Consider the following 17,879-nt stretch of genomic DNA (forward strand, 5'->3'; position numbering starts at 1 on the left):
CTCCCGATCGGTCGCTCTTGCGTTGCCGGGACAGACGATGCCGCCGGGTCGGGCGGCCGGGTAGAGAAGAACGCGCAGTCACGACGGCAACCGCGTCGTGCCGCTTCTTCCCTGGTGGGAGGCCCTTCCCGGCGAGCAGGCTGCGTCCAACTCAGCTCGCAGGGAGGTCGGCAGTGAACGAAGGCGGCGCACCGCAGACGGTGACGGACCGCGGCGCGGTCTCCTCCGCGCAGCGGCGGTTGTGGTTCCTGGAACAGCTCACCCGCGGCTCCTCGGACAACCTGCTGCCGCTGGCGCTGCGCATCCGCGGCGCCCTGGACGCGGCCGCGCTGGAACGGGCGCTGGCGGGCATCGTCGAGCGGCACGAGGTGTTGCGGACGAGGTTCGCCTCGGCGGACGGCGAACCTGTGCCGGTGCTGGACCCGCCAGGCTCGGTGGTGCTGCGCCGGACCGAGGCGCGCGACCCGGAGGAGGTGTTCGCCCGCGAGCTGGGCCGCCCGCTGGACCTGGCGGCGGAGGCGCCGGTGCGGATGGTGCTGGCCCGGCTGGCGGCGGACGACCACCTGCTGCTGGTGGTCGTGCACCACATCGCCGTCGACGGCTGGTCCTGGGACGTGCTGCTGCGCGAGCTGGACGCGGGCTACCGGGGCGAGGCGGTGCCCGCGCCGCGGCACCGGTACGCCGACTTCGCCGCCTGGCAGAACCAGCGGCTGACCCCGGCGCGGCTGGAGCGGCTGCTGGCGCACTGGACGGGGCGCCTGGCCGGGGTGACGCCGCTCGCGCTGCCCACCGACCGCCCCCGGCCCGAGGTGTGGGACGGATCGGTGGACCTGGTGCGCTTCGCGGTGCCCGCCGACCTGCTGGCCCGCGTGGACGCCGCCGCCCGTGAGCGCCGGGCCACCCGCTACATCCTGCTGCTCGCGGTCTACCAGTCGCTGCTGGGCCACTACAGCGGGCGCACCGACATCGCCACCTGCACCACGATGGCCGACCGGGGCGGCCCGGTGGACGTCTCGGAGCTGATCGGCCCCTTCGTCAACACCGTCGTGCTGCGCTCGGACCTGGGCGGTCGCCCGTCGTTCGACGTGCTGCTGCGCCGGGTCCGCGACACCGTGCTCAAGGACCTGTCGCACGCCGAGGCGCCGTTCGACCGCGTGGTCGGCGCGCTGGGCCTGGAGCGCGACCTGTCCCGGCACCCGCTGGCGCAGGCGTCGTTCACGCTGCTCAACACCGTCCACCAGCCCGCCGCGCTGCGCGGGCTGGACGCGGTGCTGACCAGGGCGCCGCTGGGCGGCACCGACATGGACGTCTTCCTCGACCTCAACCTGATGCCGGACGGCAGCCTCGCCGCGCGCCTGCAGTACGCGACCGCGCTGTTCGACCGCGGCGCCGCGGAGCGGTTCGCCGACGGTTTCCTGCGGCTGCTCACCGCCGTGCTCGACGACCCGTCCGCGCCGGTGGCCGACCTGGCCGCCGCGCTGCCGCCGCTGCCCGGCCGCGCCCTGCTGGACTCCTGGGGCGGGCCCGCCGAGCCACCCGCGCCCGCCGGGCCGCTGGTGGTCCGGGGGCACGGGCCGGCGCTGGTGTGCGGCGACGAGGTCGTGACCTACGACCGGCTCGACGCCCTGGTGGGCGGGTTGTCCGCGCTGCTGCGCGAGTCCGGGGTGCGCCGGGGTGACGCGGTGGGCGTGTGCCTGCCGCGCGGCACGTGGTCGGTGGTGGCCATGCTCGCGGTGTGGCGGGCGGGCGGCGCGTACGTGCCGCTGGACCCGGCCCTGCCGCCCGACCGGCTGGCGTTCATGGTCGCCGACGCCGGTGTGCGCCACGTCGTCGGCGACGTCGACGTGGCGGGGGTGCGGCGCGTCGCGGTGGCCGACGTCGTCCCGGACGCCACCGCGCCCGTCGACCCGCCGGACCCGGCCGACCTGGCCTACGTCATCTTCACGTCGGGCTCCTCCGGGCGGCCCAAGGCCGTCGGCGTCGAGCACGGCGCGCTGGCCGCCCACGTCGCCGCCGCCCGCGACCACTTCGGCGTCACGGCGGGGGACCGGGTGCTCGCCTTCTCCTCGTTCTCGTTCGACGCCTCCCTCGACCAGCTGCTGCCGGCGCTGACCAGCGGTGCGACGGTGGTGATCCGGCCGGACGAGCAGTGGCTGCCCTCGCGGCTGCCCGCGATCGTGGCCCGGCACGGCATCACGGTGGCCAACTTCCCGCCGACGTACTGGAGCGAGCTGGCGCTGTCGCTGACCGGTGGCGCGGGGCTGGAGTCGTTGCGGCTGCTCATCCTCGGCGGCGAGGCCGTCCCGACCGGCGCGCTGGCCGCGTGGCGGCGGCACGTCCCGCACGTGCGGGTGCTCAACGCCTACGGCCCGACCGAGGCCGTCGTCACCGCGACCACCCACGAGGTCACCGGAACCACGAACGCCCATAAAGCCACTGCGAGCGCCCCTGAAGCCGCCGGGAGCGACCGGGTGCCCATCGGCAGGCCGTTGGGCGGCAGGCGCGTCCTCGTGGTCGACGCGCACGGCGACCCGGTCGGCCTCGGCGTCCCCGGCGAGCTGCTGGTGGGCGGACCGGAGCTGGCTCGCGGCTACCTCGGCCGCCCGGCGCTGACCGCCGACCGCTTCGTCCCCGACCCCGCCGGGCACGGCGGCCGGCTCTACCGGACCGGCGACCTGGTGCGCTGGCGCCCCGACGGCGAGCTGGACTTCCTCGGCCGGGTCGACGACCAGGTCAAGATCCGCGGGTTCCGGGTGGAGCTGGGCGAGGTCGAGTCGGCGCTGTCCGGCTGCCCGGGCGTGCTGGCCGCCGCGGCGGCGGTCAAGGCCGACCCGCACGGCGGGCAGGTCCTCGTCGGCTACGTCGTCGGCGACGGCTCCACCCCGGACCCGGCCGCGCTGCGGGCCGAACTGGCGCGCTGGCTGCCGCACTACGCGGTGCCCTCGGAGGTCGTGCGGCTCGACGCGCTGCCGGTGACCGCCTCCGGCAAGCTCGACCGCGCCGCGCTGCCCGACCCCCGCCCCGACCGCGCGGCGACCGGGGCCTCCTACACCGCGCCCCGCGACGACGTCGAGCGCGAGATCGCCCGCATCTGGGGCGAGGTGCTCGGCGTGGACGGCATCGGCATCGACGACGGGTTCTTCGACCTCGGCGGGCACTCGCTGCTGGCCACGATGGCCGTCTCGCGCATCGCCGAGCGACTGGAGCGCGACGTGGAGCTGCGCGCCCTGTTCGAGAACCCGCGCATCCGCGAGTTCGGCCCCCTGGTCGCCGCGGCCCGCCCGGTCACCACCGCCGGGGTCGTCCCGGTCGACCGCGGCGGCCCGCTGCCGATGTCCTTCGCCCAGGAGCGGCTGTGGTTCCTCGACCGCATGTCCGACTCCGGCGAGGACTACGTGCTGTGGTTCTCCTGGCGGGTGCGCGGCGCGCTGGACGCCGACGCCTGGGAGGCCGCGCTGGGCGACGTCGTGGCCAGGCACGAGGTGCTGCGCACCGCGCTGGTCGAGGTCGACGGGCACCCGGTGCAGCTCGTCCACGACGACGTGCCGGCGCCCCTGGAGCGCCACGCCTGCGCCGACGTCGAAGAGGTCCGCGCGCGGGCCAAGGAGTTCGCCGCCGCCCGCTTCGACCTGGACTGCCCACCGCTGGTCCGCTCCGGCCTGTGGGAGCTGGGTCCCGAGGACCACGTGCTGGTGCTGTCGTTCCACCACGTGGCCACCGACGGCTGGTCCAAGGACGTCGTCGTGGACGAGCTGACCCGCTCCTACACCGCCCGCCTGGCCGGCCGCGCGGCCGACCTGCCCGCCGTGCCCGTGCAGTACGGCGACTACGCGGTGTGGCAGCGCGGACTGCTCGCGGCGGGCGCGCTGGACACCGAGCTGGAGCACTGGCGGGCGGCGCTGGACGGCGTGCCGGTGCTGGAGCTGCCGACCGACCGCCCCCGCCCGGCCGCCCGGTCGGCGCGCGGCGGCGCGGTGGAGGTCCCGCTGCCGCGCGAGCTGGCCGCGGGCGTCGACGAGCTGGCCCAGCGCTGCGGCACGACCCGCTTCACGGTGCTGCTGGCGGTGTTCCAGGTGGTGCTCGCCCGCTGGTCGGGGCAGACCGACGTCGCGGTGGGCGCCCCGGTCGCCGGCCGCGGCCGGGTGGAGCTGGAACGGCTCATCGGGTTCTTCGTCAACACCGTGGTGCTGCGCTCGGACCTGTCCGGCGCCCCGTCCTTCCTCGACCTGGTGGCGCGGGTGCGCGGCACGGTGCTCGGCGCCTTCGACAACCAGGACGTGCCGTTCGAGCGGCTGGTGGAGGAGCTGCGGCCCGAGCGCGACCCGTCGCGCAACCCGCTGTTCCAGGTGATGTTCGACGTGCAGGAGAGCGCGGTGGCCACCGGGCTGGCCCTGCCCGGCCTGGACGTCGAGGGCTTCACCCTGCCCTGGGAGTCGGCGAAGTTCGACCTGACCGCGACCTTCCTGCTGGACCCCGACCGGTTCTCGCTGGACGTGGAGTACAGCGCCGACCTGTTCGACGAGGCGTCCGCGACGCGGCTGGCCGAGCACGTGACCCGCGTGCTGCGCGCCGTGGTCGCCGACCCGCACGCCGACGTCGCCCGCCTCGACCTGCTCTCCGAGCGCGAGCGCGCCGCGCTGACCGCCGCGCCGCCGGTCGTCCCGGTCCCGCCGCTGCGGGTCGCCGGCGCGCCGGGGGACGTCGCGCTGGTGTGCGGCGACCGGACCGTGGCCTACGGGGAGCTGGACGAGCTGGTCGGCGGGCTCGCCGCGGCGCTGGCCGACGCGGGCGCGCGCCGCGGCGACCCGGTCGGGGTGTGCCTGCGCCGGGGCGTGTGGTCGGTGGCCGCGATGCTCGCGGTGTGGCGCGCCGGTGGCGCGTACGTGCCGCTGGACCCGGCGTTCCCGGCGGAGCGGCTGAGGTTCATGCTCGCCGAGGCGAACGTGGGGCTGGTCGTCGCCGACGGCGGCACGGCGGGCGCCCTCGCCGGGCTGGACGCGCGGGTCGTCCCCGTCGAGGACGTCGTGCCCACCTCCGCCCACGCCGGCGCGGACGCGGACCCCGGCGACCTGGCCTACGTCATCTTCACCTCCGGCTCCACCGGGCGGCCCAAGGCCGTCGGCGTCGAGCACGGCCCGCTGGCCGCGCACGTCGCCACCGCCCGCGACCTGTTCCGGCTCACCGCCGACGACCGGGTGCTGTCGTTCGCGTCGCTGTCCTTCGACGCCTCGCTGGAGCAGGTGCTGCCCGCGCTGACCGCCGGCGCCCGCGTGGTGCTGCGGCCCGACGAGGTGTGGTCGGTGGACGAGCTGGCCGCCGAGGTCCGCTCCCGGGGCGTCACCGTCGCCGAGCTGACCCCGTCCTACTGGGAGGAGGTCGTGGCCCGCCTGGGCGACGTGGCGGGCGACCTGGCGTCGCTGCGGCTGCTGGTCACCGGCGGCGAGGCGCTGCCGGCCACCCCGCTCGGCCGCTGGTTCGAGCTGCTGCCCGACGTCCCGGTGGTCAACACCTACGGCCCCACCGAGTCGGTCATCTCCACCACCGCCCACGTGGTCACCGCGCCGGTCGACGGCCGCGTCCCGATCGGCGTCGCGCTGGGCGCGCGCACCCTGCACGTGGTCGACGCCCTGGGCCAACCGGTGCCCGACGGCGTGCCCGGCGAACTGCTCGTCGGCGGGCCGGAGCTGGCCCGCGGCTACCTGGGCCGCCCTGAGCTGACCGAGGAGCGGTTCCCGCCCAACCCCTTCGGCGCGGGTCGCGTCTACCGCACCGGCGACCGGGTGCGCCGGCTGCCCGGCGGTGAGCTGGACTTCCTCGGCCGGGTCGACGACCAGGTCAAGATCCGCGGGTTCCGCATCGAGCCCGGCGAGGTCGAAGCGGTGCTCCAGGGCTGCGCCGGGGTGCGCGGCGCGGCCGTGGTGGTCCGCGAGGTCCGGGGCGACCGCGCCCTGGTCGCCTACGCCGCCGGCGACCGCCTCGACCCCGACGTGCTCGCCGCGTGGTGCCGCGACCGGCTCCCCGCCTACCTGGCGCCCTCGGCGTTCGTCGTGCTCGACGCCCTGCCGCTGACCGTGCAGGGCAAGCTCGACACCGCCGCCCTGCCCGCTCCCGAGGTCGCCGCGGCGGCCGAGTTCGTCCCGCCGACCTCGCCCACCGAGGTGGTCCTCGCCCAGATCTGGGCCGAGGTGCTGGGCGTGGAGCGGGTCGGCCTGCACGACGACTTCTTCGCGCTGGGCGGGCACTCCATGCGGGCCGTGGCCGCCGCCTCCCGGGTGCGCGCCGCGTTCGACTGCGCGATCGCGGTGCGCGAGCTGTTCGAGAACCCTACCGTCGCGCTGCTCGCGACCGAGGTGGAACGCCTGCTGGTCGAGCAGATCTCCGCGATGAGCGAGGACGAGATCGACCTGTCCCTGTCGATCGACGCCGCTTTCTGAGCCGAACCGGACGGAGCACACCATGACCACCTCGGAGATCCAGCCCACCCGTCCCGGTCTGTCCCCGGCGGCCCGCGCCCTGCTGGAGCGGCGCCTGCGCGGCCTCGGCGCCGCCCCGACCGGCATCCCGCGCCGGGAACCCCGGCCCGACCGGGCGCCCCTGTCCGCGGCGCAGCAGCGGCTGTACTTCCTCGACCAGCTCGCGCCCGGCGGCACCGAGTACCTGATGCCCGCCGCGTGGCGGCTGACCGGCCCGCTCGACGCCGCCGCGCTGGCCGGCGCGGTGGACGACCTGGTCGCCCGGCACGAGCAGCTGCGCGTGGTCTTCCCCGCCGAGGACGGGGCGCCCTTCCAGCGGGTCCTGCCGCGCGGCAGGCCGATGGCGGTGGTCGACACCGACGCCGACGGCCTCGCCGAGGCCGTGCGGGCCGCCGCCGTGCGGCCGTTCGACCTGGCCGTCGAACCCGCTTTCCAAGCCACTCTGGTCCGCGTCACCGACAGCGACCACGTGCTGGTGCTGGCGATGCACCACATCGTCACCGACGGCTGGTCGCTGGACGTCCTGGTGCGCGACCTGCGCGAGCTGTGCCGGGCCCGCCTCGCGGGCGAGGCGCCGCGCCTGACGCCCACCCCGATCGAGTACACCGACTACGCGGTGTGGCAGCGCGCCGCCGACGAGACCGCCGACCTGGAGCACTGGCGCGCCGCGCTGGCCGGGTTGACCCCGCTGGAGCTGCCCACCGACCACCCGCGCCCGGAGGAGCGCTCGCACGAGGGCGCCGTGCACACCGTCGAGCTGCCCGCCGACCTGGCCGCGGCCGTCACCGCCGCCGACGCCACCCCCTTCACCACGATCATGGCCGCGTTCCAGGCCGCGCTGGGCTTCCACAGCGGGCAGGACGACGTCGCGATCGGCACCATCACCGCCAACCGCGACCGCGCCGAGACCGAGGGGCTGGTCGGGTTCTTCGTCAACACCCTGGTCATGCGCGCCGACCTGTCCGGCGACCCGACCTGCGCGCAGGTGCTCGACCGCGCCCGGGAACGGGTGCTGGGCGCGCTGAGCCACCAGTCCCTGCCCTTCGAGCGGGTCGTGGACGAGCTGAGCCCCGAGCGGGACCTGTCGCGCAACCCGCTGTTCCAGGTCCTGTTCGCCTACGCCGAGTCCGGCGACGGCGGGTTCGCGCTCGGCGGCGCGGCGGCGCGGGCGTTCCCGATCGCGCTGACCACCGCCAAGTTCGACCTGTCGCTGGAGGCGAGCGGCCACGACGGCGGCTACCGGCTGACGTTCGTCTACCGGCCCGACCTGTTCGAGCGCGGTTCCGTGGCGCGGCTGGCCGACCACACCGTCGCCGTCCTGCGGGCGTTCTTCGAGCGCCCCGACGAGCCGCTGGGCTCGGTGGAGCTGCTGGGGGAGGCCGAGCGCGCGTTCCTGCTCGGCCCGGACGGCCCGGCCGCCCCCGGCGCGGCGGTCGGCCTGCCCGAGCTGGTCCTGGACCGGGTGGCGGAGCACGTCGCGGCCACCCCGGGCGCGGTCGCGGTCACCGGCGGCGGCCGGTCGCTGACCTACGCCGAGCTGGACGCCCGCGCCACCGCGCTGGCGTCCCGGCTGCGGGCGCGGGGCGTCGGGCGGGAGAGCCTGGTCGGGGTGTGCCTGGCCCGCACCGCGGACCTCGCGGTGGCCCTGCTGGGCGTGTGGCGCGCCGGCGCGGCCTACCTGCCCCTGGACCCGCGCCACCCGCGGCAGCGCGTCGAGTTCACCGTCGCCGACGCCGGGGTGTCGCTGGTCGTGGTCGACGGCACCGGCCGCGCCGCGCTGGCCGGCCTGCCCGTCGGCCTGGTCGACGTCGACGGGCCCGCGGCGGACGCCGGTGCCGCCGGTGCCGCCGGTGCTGCCGGAGCCTCTGGGGCCGACCGCGTCGAGGTGCGCCCCGAGGACCTGGCCTACGTCATCTACACCTCCGGGTCCACCGGCAAGCCCAAGGGCGTCGAGGTCACGCACGCCAACGCCGCCTGGCTGTTCGACGCCGCCGACCGGGTGTTCGACTTCGGCCCCGACGACGTGTGGTCGCTGATGCACTCCACCGCCTTCGACTTCTCCGTGTGGGAGCTGTGGGGGCCGCTGGGCAGCGGTGGCCGGGCCGTGGTGCTCACCGGCGAGGAGACCCGCGACCCCGAGGCCGTGCACCGGGTGCTGCGCGACGAGGGCGTCACCGTCCTCAGCCAGACGCCGGCCGCCTTCAAGGGCCTGCGCGCGCACCTGGCGCAGCACGGCCACACCTTCGACGGGTTGGCGCTGCGCACCGTCGTGTTCGGCGGCGACGCCTTCGACACCCGCGACTACCGCGACTGGTTCGCCGAGCCGGGCCGCAAGCCCGCGCTGGTCAACATGTACGGCATCACCGAGACCACGGTGCACGTCACCCACCGGCTGATCACCGCGTCCGACGTCGCCGCCGAGGAGCGCTCGCCCATCGGCCGCCCGCTGCCCGGCCAGCACGGCTACGTCCTGGACCGCCACGGCCGCCTCGTCCCGGTGGGCACCGTCGGCGAGCTGCACATCGCGGGCGGCGGCGTCGCACGCGGGTACCGCAACCGGCCCGAGCTGACCGCCGAGCGGTTCCCGCGCGGCCCGCTGGGCGGGCGCGCCTACCGGACCGGCGACCTGGTGCGCGTGCTGCCCGACGGGCAGCTGGCGTACGTCGGCCGCGCCGACAACCAGGTCAAGATCCGCGGGTTCCGCATCGAGCCGGGCGAGGTCGAGAGCGCCCTGAGCGGCTGCCCGGAGATCGCCGACGCCACCGTCGTGGCCCGGCCGGGGCCGCAGGGCGCCCGCCTCGTCGGCCACGTCGTGCTCGCCGAGGGCGCCCGGCTCGACCCGTCCGCGCTGCGCGACCGGCTGCGCGCGACCCTGCCCGACCACATGGTCCCGGCGCTGTTCGTCCGGCACGACCGGCTCCCGCTGACCTCCAACGGCAAGGTCGACCGCGCGGCCCTGGCCGCGGTCGAGGTCGGCGGCGCGCGCACCCAGCCCGAGCACGTGCCGCCGCGCACCCCGACCGAGCGGGCGCTCGCCGCCATCTGGGCCGAGGTCGTCGGCGCCGACCGGGTCGGGCTGGGCGACAACTTCTTCGACCTGGGCGGCGACTCGATCCTGGCGCTGCGGGTCGTCGGCCTGGCCCGCTCGGCGGGTCTCGGGCTGAGCGTCGCCGACCTGTTCCGCGCCCGCACCCTCGGCGCGCTGGCCGCGCTGGCGGGCGCCGCGCCGGACGAGGCCGCGCCGGTGGAGCCGTTCTCGCTGGTCGACCCGGCCGACCGGGCCCGGCTGCCGGAGGGCCTGGTCGACGCCTACCCGCTGACCATGCTCCAGGCGGGGATGCTGCACGAGATGCTGGCCGACCCGCACCGCGCGGCCTACCACAACGTCACCGACCTCAAGATCACCGTCCCGGAGGGCTTCGACCTGGCCGCGTTCCAGGCCGCCGCCGACGAGGTGGTGCGCCGCAACGACATCCTGCGCACCTCCATCGACCTGGTCGGCTTCCGCGAGCCGCTGCAGCTCGTGCACCCCGCCGCGGAGCTGCCGGTCGGCTACTCCGACCTGCGCGGCCGGTCGCGCGCCGAGCAGCGGGCCGAGCTGCGCCGGTTCGTCGACGCGGAGTTCGCCCGCCGCTTCGACCTGGCCGCCCCGCCGCTGGTGCGCATCCACCTGCACCGGCTCACCGACCACGAGCTGCGGCTCACCCTCACCGACTGCCACGTGGTCCTCGACGGCTGGAGCCTCACCTCCCTCATCGCCGACCTGCTCGACCTGCACCGCCGGGCCGTCGAGGGCCGCCCGGCGCAGCTGTCGCCGTCCCCGCGCTTCGCCGAGTACGTCGCGCTGGAGCTGGCCGCGCTGGAGTCGCCGGAGGGCCTGGAGTTCTGGCGCGAGGAGCTGGCGGAGTTCCGGCCGGTGCGCTTCGGCCACCGCGAGTCGCGGTCGGACGAGGTCGTCCACGAGGTGCGCCGCTCCTTCGGCGGGCTGACCGAGGCCATCGGGCGGCTGGCGCAGCTCGCGGGCGTGCCGCGCCGCACGGTCCTGCTGGCCGCGTTCCACCACACCACGAGCCTGTTCGCCGAACCGGGCGACCCGGTCGGCGGCCACTCCATCGGCCTGGCCACCAACGGCAGGCCGGAGCGGGAGGGCGCGGACCGGATGCGCGGGCTGTTCCTCAACACCGTGCCCTTCGGCGTCCGCCGCACCGGCGCCACCTGGCTGGACCTGGTGCGCGACACCTTCGCCGCCGAGCAGGGGGTGCTGCCGCACCGCCGCGTCCCGCTGGCCCGCATGGCGCGCTTCCGCCCCGGTGAGCCGAACCTGGTCGAGGTGATCTTCAACTACGTCAACTTCCACCGGCTCACCAGCGACACCTGGGACGAGTCGCTGGAGATCGCCCGCACCATGTTCCCGCTGCTGGCCAACACCAGCGTCAACGGCTTCACCCTGGACGTCGACCCCACCCGCGTCGACCCGGCCACCGCCGAACAGCTCGCGGACGTCTTCCTCGACCTGCTGGAGACGATGGTCGCCGACCCGGAGGGGACCGTCACCCGGCCCACGATCAAGGGCGCGGCCCGGGAGCGGGACCTGGAGTGGGCGCGCGGTCCGGTCGTGCCGCCCGCCGGCACGCCGTTCCACCACCTCGTCGCCGCCCAGGACCGGGACGCGGTCGCCATCACGCACCTGTCGGCGGCGGGGCCGGTCGACCTGACCTACGGCGAGCTGAACGACCAGGCGCTGCTGCTGGCCGGGCACCTGCGGGAGCTGGGCGTCGGGCGGGAATCCATCGTCGGCATCTGCGTCGACCGCGGCCCGGACCTGGTGCGCGCCGTCCTCGGCGTGCTGCACGCGGGTGGCGCGTACCTGCCGATGGACCCGCAGCTGCCCGCCGACCGGCTGGCGTTCATGGCGCGCGACAGCGGGATGCGCGTGCTGCTCACCCAGACCCCGCTGGTGGGCGTCGTCCCGTTCGACGGCCCCACCACCCCGCTCGACCGACCGCTGCCCGGGGGCGTCACGCCGGTGGCCGGTTCGGACGAGGTGTTCGGCGAGTCCACCGCCTACGTCATCTACACGTCCGGCTCGACCGGCACGCCCAAGGGCGTGGCCATCCCGCACCGCGGCCTGGCCAACATGGTCGAGGGGCAGCGCGACCTGGTCGAACCGGGCCCCGCGGACCGGGTGCTGCAGTTCGCCTCCGCGAGCTTCGACGCCTCGATCCTGGAGATGACCTGGTCGCTGGCCAACGGCGGGCGCCTGTGCACCGCGCCCAAGGAAGCGCTGCGGCCCGGCCCCGACCTCGCCCGCACCCTGCGCGAGCTGCGGATCACCGCGGGCATGCTGCCGCCGAGCGCGCTGGCGGTCATGCCGGGCGAGGAGTTCCCGGAGCTGGCCACCCTCCAGGTCGCGGGGGAGGCGTGCCCCGCCGACCTGGCCGACACCTGGTCGCGCGGACGCCGCTTCCACAACGTCTACGGCCTCACCGAGACCTCGGTGTGGTCCACCGCGCAGGTCTGCGAACCCGGCGGCGGCAGGCCCTCGATCGGCCTCCCGATGCGCAACACCACCATGCACGTGCTCGACCCGGACATGCGGCCCGTCCCGGTCGGCGTCCCCGGCGAGATCCACCTCGGCGGCCTGGCCACCGGTCGCGGCTACCTCAACCGGCCCGGCCTGACCGCCGCCACCTACGTGCCCGACCCCTTCGGCCCGCCCGGCTCGCGGCTGTGCCGCACCGGGGACCTGGGCAGGCGGCGCGCCGACGGCTCCGTGGAGTGGATCGGCCGCCGCGACTCCCAGGTCAAGCTGCGCGGCTTCCGCATCGAGCTGGGCGAGGTCGAGCACGCGCTGGGCGAGCTGCCCGGGATCTCGGCGGCCGTGGTGCTGCTGCGCGACCTGCCCGGCGGCCCGGCGCTGGTGGCCTACGTCGTCGGCGACGTGTCCGATGTGGACTCACTGCGGCAGGCGCTGCGCGCGGCGGTGCCCGCCTACATGGTGCCCGCGCGGTTCGTCGTCCTCGACGCCCTGCCGATCAACCGCAGCGGCAAGGTCGACCGCGGCGCGCTGCCCCTGCCCTCGGCGGAGCGGGGCGACAGCGGCGCCGCCTACGTCGCGCCCTCGACCCCGGCCGAGGTGGTGCTCGCCGAGGTGTGGCGGGACGTCCTCGGCCTGGCCGAGATCGGCGTGCACGACGACTTCTTCCGCATCGGCGGCAGCTCGCTGTCCACGGTGAAGGTCGCCGCCACGGCCCGCGCCAAGGGCGTGCCGGTGTCGGTGCGCGACCTCGTGGAGCGCCCGACCATCGCCCAGCTCGCCGCGCTGGTGCACCGCGCCCGCGGCGACGTCCCGGCCGAGGTGCGCTCGGAGGTCCGGCTGCGCGACGGCGCGGGCGACCCGCTGCACTGCGTGCACCCCACCGGCGGCAGCGCCGCCTGGTTCGTGCCGCTGGCCAGGACCCTGCCCGAGGGGCCCGTCCTGGCGTTCCAGGCCCGCGGCCTGCTCGGCGGTGTGGACCCCACCACCGTGGCGGGCATCGCGGCGAACTACGTGGGGGAGATGCGGGGCGACGGGCCGCACGCCGTCCTGGGCTGGTCCATGGGCGCCAACCTCGCCCTGGAGATGGCCACCCAGCTCCACGAGCAGGGGCGCGCCGCCGACCCGCTGGTGCTGGTCGAGCCCTACCTGCCCAACGAGGCTTCCCGCGCCCGCCTCTCGGGCGTGGCCGACGACCTCGCCGGCGCGCTGGCGCTGCGCGACCGGGTGCGCGCGCTGCCGCCGTCCGACGAGCGCGACCGCGCCGTGGCCGAGTTGACGGAGACCCTGCTGGGCGCCGGGATGTCGCCCGGCGAGGCCGACCTGGTGCAGGACGCGCCGATCGAGGTGTGGCACTCCCTGCTGGCCGCGCTGGCCGACTACGAACCCCGCCCCCACCCGGGCCACGTCCACCTGGTCGTCGGCTCCGAGGCCGCCGGCATGCCCGACGGCGAGCTGATGCCCGGCCTGGACGTCGGCTTCGCCGAGTACGTCGAGCGCTGGCGCGTACTGGCCCTGGGCGGCCTGGCCGTGCACGTCTCACCGGGCGACCACATGACCATCCTCGCCGAGCCCAACACCCGCGCGTTCGCGGACCTGCTCGGCGCGATCAGGGCGGAGGCCCGCCGATGACCGCGACCCTGGAACCCACCCGGCCCGCGCCGGGGTTCACCGAGCGCTACCTGCTCGACCCCGCGGTGAACGCCGATCCCTACCCCTACCTCAACTCCCTGCGCGAACACCGGCCCGTCCACTGGAGCCCGCTGCACCGGGCCTGGCTGGTCACCGGGCACTCCCAGCTCACCCGCGTGCTGCGCGAACCGGCGGCGTCCGCCGACCGCGTCGGCCCGATGATGGACGCCGTCCCCGAGGGCGCCCGCGGTGACGCCGAGCGCGCCTTCGACATCCTGTCCCGCTGGATGGTGTTCACCGACGCGCCCGACCACCGGCGGCTGCGGCAGGTGTTCCAGGAGCAGTTCTCGGCCCGCGCGATCAACCGCTACCAGGCGCTCATCGAGCGCGTCACCCGCGCCCTGCTGGCCCGCCGCGCCGTGCCCGGCCGGGTCGGCGACCTCACCGCCGACGTGGCCAAACCCCTGCCCGCGCTGGTGTTCGCCCGCTGGCTGGGCGTGCCGCAGCAGCACAGCGCGTCGTTCTGGTACTGGAACGCCCGGGTCGGCGACCTCGTGCTCGGCGCCGCGCAGGAGGAGCGCGAGTACCGCACCTCCCTGCAGTCCCTGGTGAACCTGGAGGACTACCTCGCCGACCTGGTCCGGCAGCGCCGCGCCGATCCCCGGGACGACCTCATCAGCGCCGTGCTCGCCGGCGGGCAGGTGGGGGACGGCGTCAGCGAGGTCGAGTTCATCGGGATGCTCACCCAGATGGCCTTCGCGGGCGGCGAGACCACCAGCAACCTCATCGCCAACGCCGTCCGCGCGCTGCTGCTGCACCCCGACCAGCTGGCCGCGGTGCGCGAGGAACCGGAGCTGGCGCGCGCCGTGGTCGAGGAGACCATGCGGTTCGACGGGCCCTCCAAGATGTCCATCCGCGTCGCCGCCCGCGACTTCGAGCTGGACGGCGACACCGTCCGCGGCGGCGACCGGGTCTTCCTGGTCACCGCCGCCGCCAACCGCGACCCGGCCCGCCACCCCGACCCCGACCGGTTCCTGGTCACCAGGGCCGACACCGCGCACCTGGGCTTCGGGTTCGGCGCCCACTTCTGCATCGGCGCCGCGCTGGCCCGCATGGTCGCCCGCTCGGCGCTGGAGGTCCTGATCACCGAGTACCCGGGCCTGAGCCTCGCCGGCGCCCGCCACTCCTGGCAGCCGTCCCTGCTCAACCGCAGCCTCACCGCGCTGCCCGTCCGCTACTGACGCACCCGCAGGCAAGGAAGAAGGTCTCCGCTATGGCCACCAAGTTGGCAGGTGCGGGCTCGCGCCTGTGGGCCCCGGCCCGGCTCCGCTCGTTCCGCCTGCTGTGGGCGGGGCAGGCGCTGTCGCTGCTCGGCGACGGGTTCAGCTACATCGCGTTCGCCTGGATCACGCTGGAGCTGACCGGGTCCACGCTCATGCTCGGCTACGTCCTGGCGTTCCAGGCCGTGCCCCGCGCGCTGCTCACCCTCGTGGGCGGCTCGCTGAGCGACCGGTGGTCGCCCCGGCGGCTCATGGTCCTGTCCAGCTGGGCTCGGGCGGCGGTGATGGCGGCGGTCGCCGTGGCCGGGTTCTCCGGCACGCTCGGCTTCTGGGTGCTGTGCGTCGCCGCGGCGGCGTTCGGCGCGGTGGACGCCTTCTTCCAGCCCGCCCGCGTCTCCATCCTGCCCTCGGTGGTGGCCCAGGACGTGCTGCCCGCCGCCAACGCGCTGCTCGGCACCGGGATCAAGGTCGCCTCGGTCCTCGGCCCGGCGGTCGGCGGCGTGGTGGTCGCCGCCTCGGACGCCAACTACGCCTTCCTGGTCGACGCCCTGTGCTTCGCGCTGTGCGCCCTGTGCGTGTCCGCGGTGCGCACGCTGCCCCGCGAGCAGGAGGCGACCACCGGCTCCGCCGAGCCGGGGGACTCGCTGTGGGCCCGGATCAAGGAGGGCCTGCGGTACGTGTGGGCCGACCCGCGCATCCGGACCGTCCTCGTCGTCGACATGGCGGTGACCTTCTGCTACGCCGGGCCGTTCACCGTCGGGTTCGCCACCCTCGCCCGCGCCGAGGTGCAGGGCGGCTCCACCACGATGGGCCTGCTCAACGGCGCGCTCGCGGCGGGCGCGATGCTCGGCACGCTCGTCGGCGGCGCGATCGGCGCCCGACCCCGGGTCGGGCTGCTGGTGGCGGCGCTGGCCGGGTGGCTCGCGGTGGGCATGGCCGCGCTGGGCGTCGTGGACCAGGTCGTGGTGGCCGTCGCGACGGTGCTGGCGATGGGCTTCGGCATCGGCTTCCAGGGCGTGTTCGGGCTGAGCTGGATCCAGCGCAACATCAAGGGCTCGGTGCTGAGCCGGGTCATCTCGGTGGACATGGTGCTCGGCTACGCGGTCGCGCCGCTGTCGCTGGTGCTGTGCGGCGCGCTGGCCGAGCGGAACACCGCGGCGATGTTCGGCGGCACGGCGGCGATCCTGGCCGTGACCGCGCTGGGCGTGCTCGCCTCCAAACCGGTGCGCGAGATGCGCTGACCCCGCAGAGGAGCAGGTGTCGTCGTCCCCGGCCCGTCCCGCCGCTCGCGGCAGGTGGATAGGTCGGGGATTTCGCCGTGATAGCCGCGCTGCCGATCCTTCGTTCGAACTCAGTCTCAACGCGATGTCATCCGTCGAATCGCTCGGGGGCGAACATGGAGCAGAACTGTGCAGTCATCGGCGCGCTGGTGCCCGTGGCCGTGGTGGCCAGGGACCCGATGCTGGAGGCAGGGGCCGCCAGCGCCCTGCGCGGCTACCCGGAACTGGTGGTGGTGAGCGCGGACGACGCGGAGTCCGCGCAGGTCACGGTGGTGATGGTGGACGAGGTCGACCGCGCGGTGCTCGACCTCGCCCGGTCGCGGCGCGGCGCGGTGGTGCTGGTGGTGGCCGACCTGACGCCCACGCAGGCGCTGCACGCCGTGCTGGCCGGGGTGCGCGGCCTGCTGCGCCGCCGGGACGCGGGCGCGGAGCGGTTGGCCCGCGCGGTGCTGGCCGCCGCCGCCGGGGACTGCACGGTGCCGCCCGACCTGCTCGACCGGTTGCCCGGCGTGGAGGGCTCGTCGCCCGCGTCGGCGCTGGCCGGGTCCGGGCTGAGCGCGCGGGAGCGCGCGGTGCTCAGCCTCGTCGCCGAGGGGCACGAGACGGGGGAGATAGCGAAGAAGCTGTGCTACTCGCCCCGGACCGTCACCACGGTGGTGCACGACATCACCTACCGGTTCCGGCTGCGCAACCGCGCGCACGCGGTGGCCTACGCGCTGCGCGCGGGTCTGCTGTGAGCGGCGTGCGGGTGCACGTCACCGCGGTGGGCCCGGTGGCGCGCGACGTGGCCGAACGCCTGCGCGGCGCGGGGATGGTCCTGGTCGACCAACCCGGTCCGGACGTGGTCGTGGTGCTCGCGGCGGAGTCGGTGGACGAGGCGCTGGACGCGTGCCCGGCCGCGTTCCTGCCCGGCCAGGACCGGCTGCTGGTGCTGGCGGACTCCTTCGACCCCGCCGGGGTGCTGCGGGCCGTGCGGATGGGCGCCAGCGCGGTGCTCTGCCCGGTGGCCTCGCCGGTGTCCCGGCTGGTCGCGGGGGTGCACTCGGCGCTGCACGGCGACGGCGTCGTGCCCTACCAGGCGCTGGTCCGGCTGCTGGGCCGGTCGGGCGACGGCGCGGTGGTCCAGGTCGAGTCGCTGACCGCCAAGCAGACCGCCGTGCTGCAGCTCATGGCCGAGGGTCTCGGCAATTCCGCGATAGCGCGGGCGCTGGCGTGCTCGGAGCACACGGTGAAGAACGTCATTTACGAGCTGACCGCCCGGCTGCGGGTCCGCAACCGGGCGCACGCGGTGGCGCACGCCGTGCGGCTGGGGTTGATCTGACCAGGTCAGGGCGTGTTCGGCCGGCTATCACGACTGGCATCGCCTCGTGATAGCCGGGAGATAAATGGCGTGATAAGGGCGGGATTAAACGGCCTCGTACATTTTTCTCAACGCCGGAGAACAAGCCCGAATGGAGAGAAGGATGAACATCACCGCCATCGCCCGGGGTATCGCCCTCGCCGCCGCCGTCACCGCCGCCACCCTGCTCGGCGCGCAGGGCGCCCTGGCCGAGGGCGCCAACCCCCGGGACACCGCCCCGGTCTCCACGAGCGGCACGAACCCGTGGGACGGCGCCCCCGCCACCACCGACGGCACCAACCCCTGGGACTAGCTCGCCGCCGGACCCGACAGCTCCGA

Annotated in this window: 7 protein-coding genes; all 7 read left to right on the plus strand. The window is 75.6% G+C overall.

Annotated elements, in window-relative coordinates:
• Positions 1-173: 173 nt before the first annotated feature.
• The 7 genes from AB0F89_RS21380 to AB0F89_RS21410 all read left to right on the plus strand — a co-directional run bounded on the left by AB0F89_RS21380 (position 174) and on the right by AB0F89_RS21410 (position 17,853).
• A complete protein-coding gene (locus AB0F89_RS21380; protein ID WP_367127258.1) occupies positions 174-6,434 on the plus strand; it encodes an amino acid adenylation domain-containing protein in 6,261 nt (2,086 codons plus the stop codon).
• Between the two features lie 22 nt (positions 6,435-6,456).
• Positions 6,457-13,641, plus strand: a complete 7,185-nt coding sequence (locus AB0F89_RS21385; protein ID WP_367127259.1) for an amino acid adenylation domain-containing protein — start codon at positions 6,457-6,459, stop codon at positions 13,639-13,641.
• Complete coding sequence (locus AB0F89_RS21390) at positions 13,638-14,882, plus strand: cytochrome P450 (protein ID WP_367127261.1); 1,245 nt, start codon at positions 13,638-13,640, stop codon at positions 14,880-14,882. Before AB0F89_RS21385 ends, AB0F89_RS21390 begins: the two co-directional genes overlap by 4 nt.
• Positions 14,883-14,914: 32 nt before the next feature.
• Positions 14,915-16,162, plus strand: a complete 1,248-nt coding sequence (locus AB0F89_RS21395; RefSeq protein ID WP_367127263.1) for an MFS transporter — start codon at positions 14,915-14,917, stop codon at positions 16,160-16,162.
• Positions 16,163-16,317: 155 nt separating this feature from the next.
• A complete protein-coding gene (locus AB0F89_RS21400; protein WP_367127264.1) occupies positions 16,318-16,938 on the plus strand; it encodes a response regulator transcription factor in 621 nt (206 codons plus the stop codon).
• Positions 16,935-17,522, plus strand: coding sequence for a response regulator transcription factor (locus AB0F89_RS21405; protein ID WP_367127266.1), 588 nt, complete (start codon positions 16,935-16,937; stop codon positions 17,520-17,522). The genes AB0F89_RS21400 and AB0F89_RS21405 overlap by 4 nt, the downstream gene beginning before the upstream one ends.
• Before the next feature lie 142 nt (positions 17,523-17,664).
• Positions 17,665-17,853: a hypothetical protein gene (locus AB0F89_RS21410; RefSeq protein ID WP_367127267.1), complete on the plus strand. Its 189-nt coding sequence runs from the start codon at positions 17,665-17,667 to the stop codon at positions 17,851-17,853.
• Positions 17,854-17,879 lie beyond the last annotated feature (26 nt).

Source organism: Saccharothrix sp. HUAS TT1, assembly GCF_040744945.1.
Classification (GTDB): Bacteria; Actinomycetota; Actinomycetes; order Mycobacteriales; family Pseudonocardiaceae; genus Actinosynnema.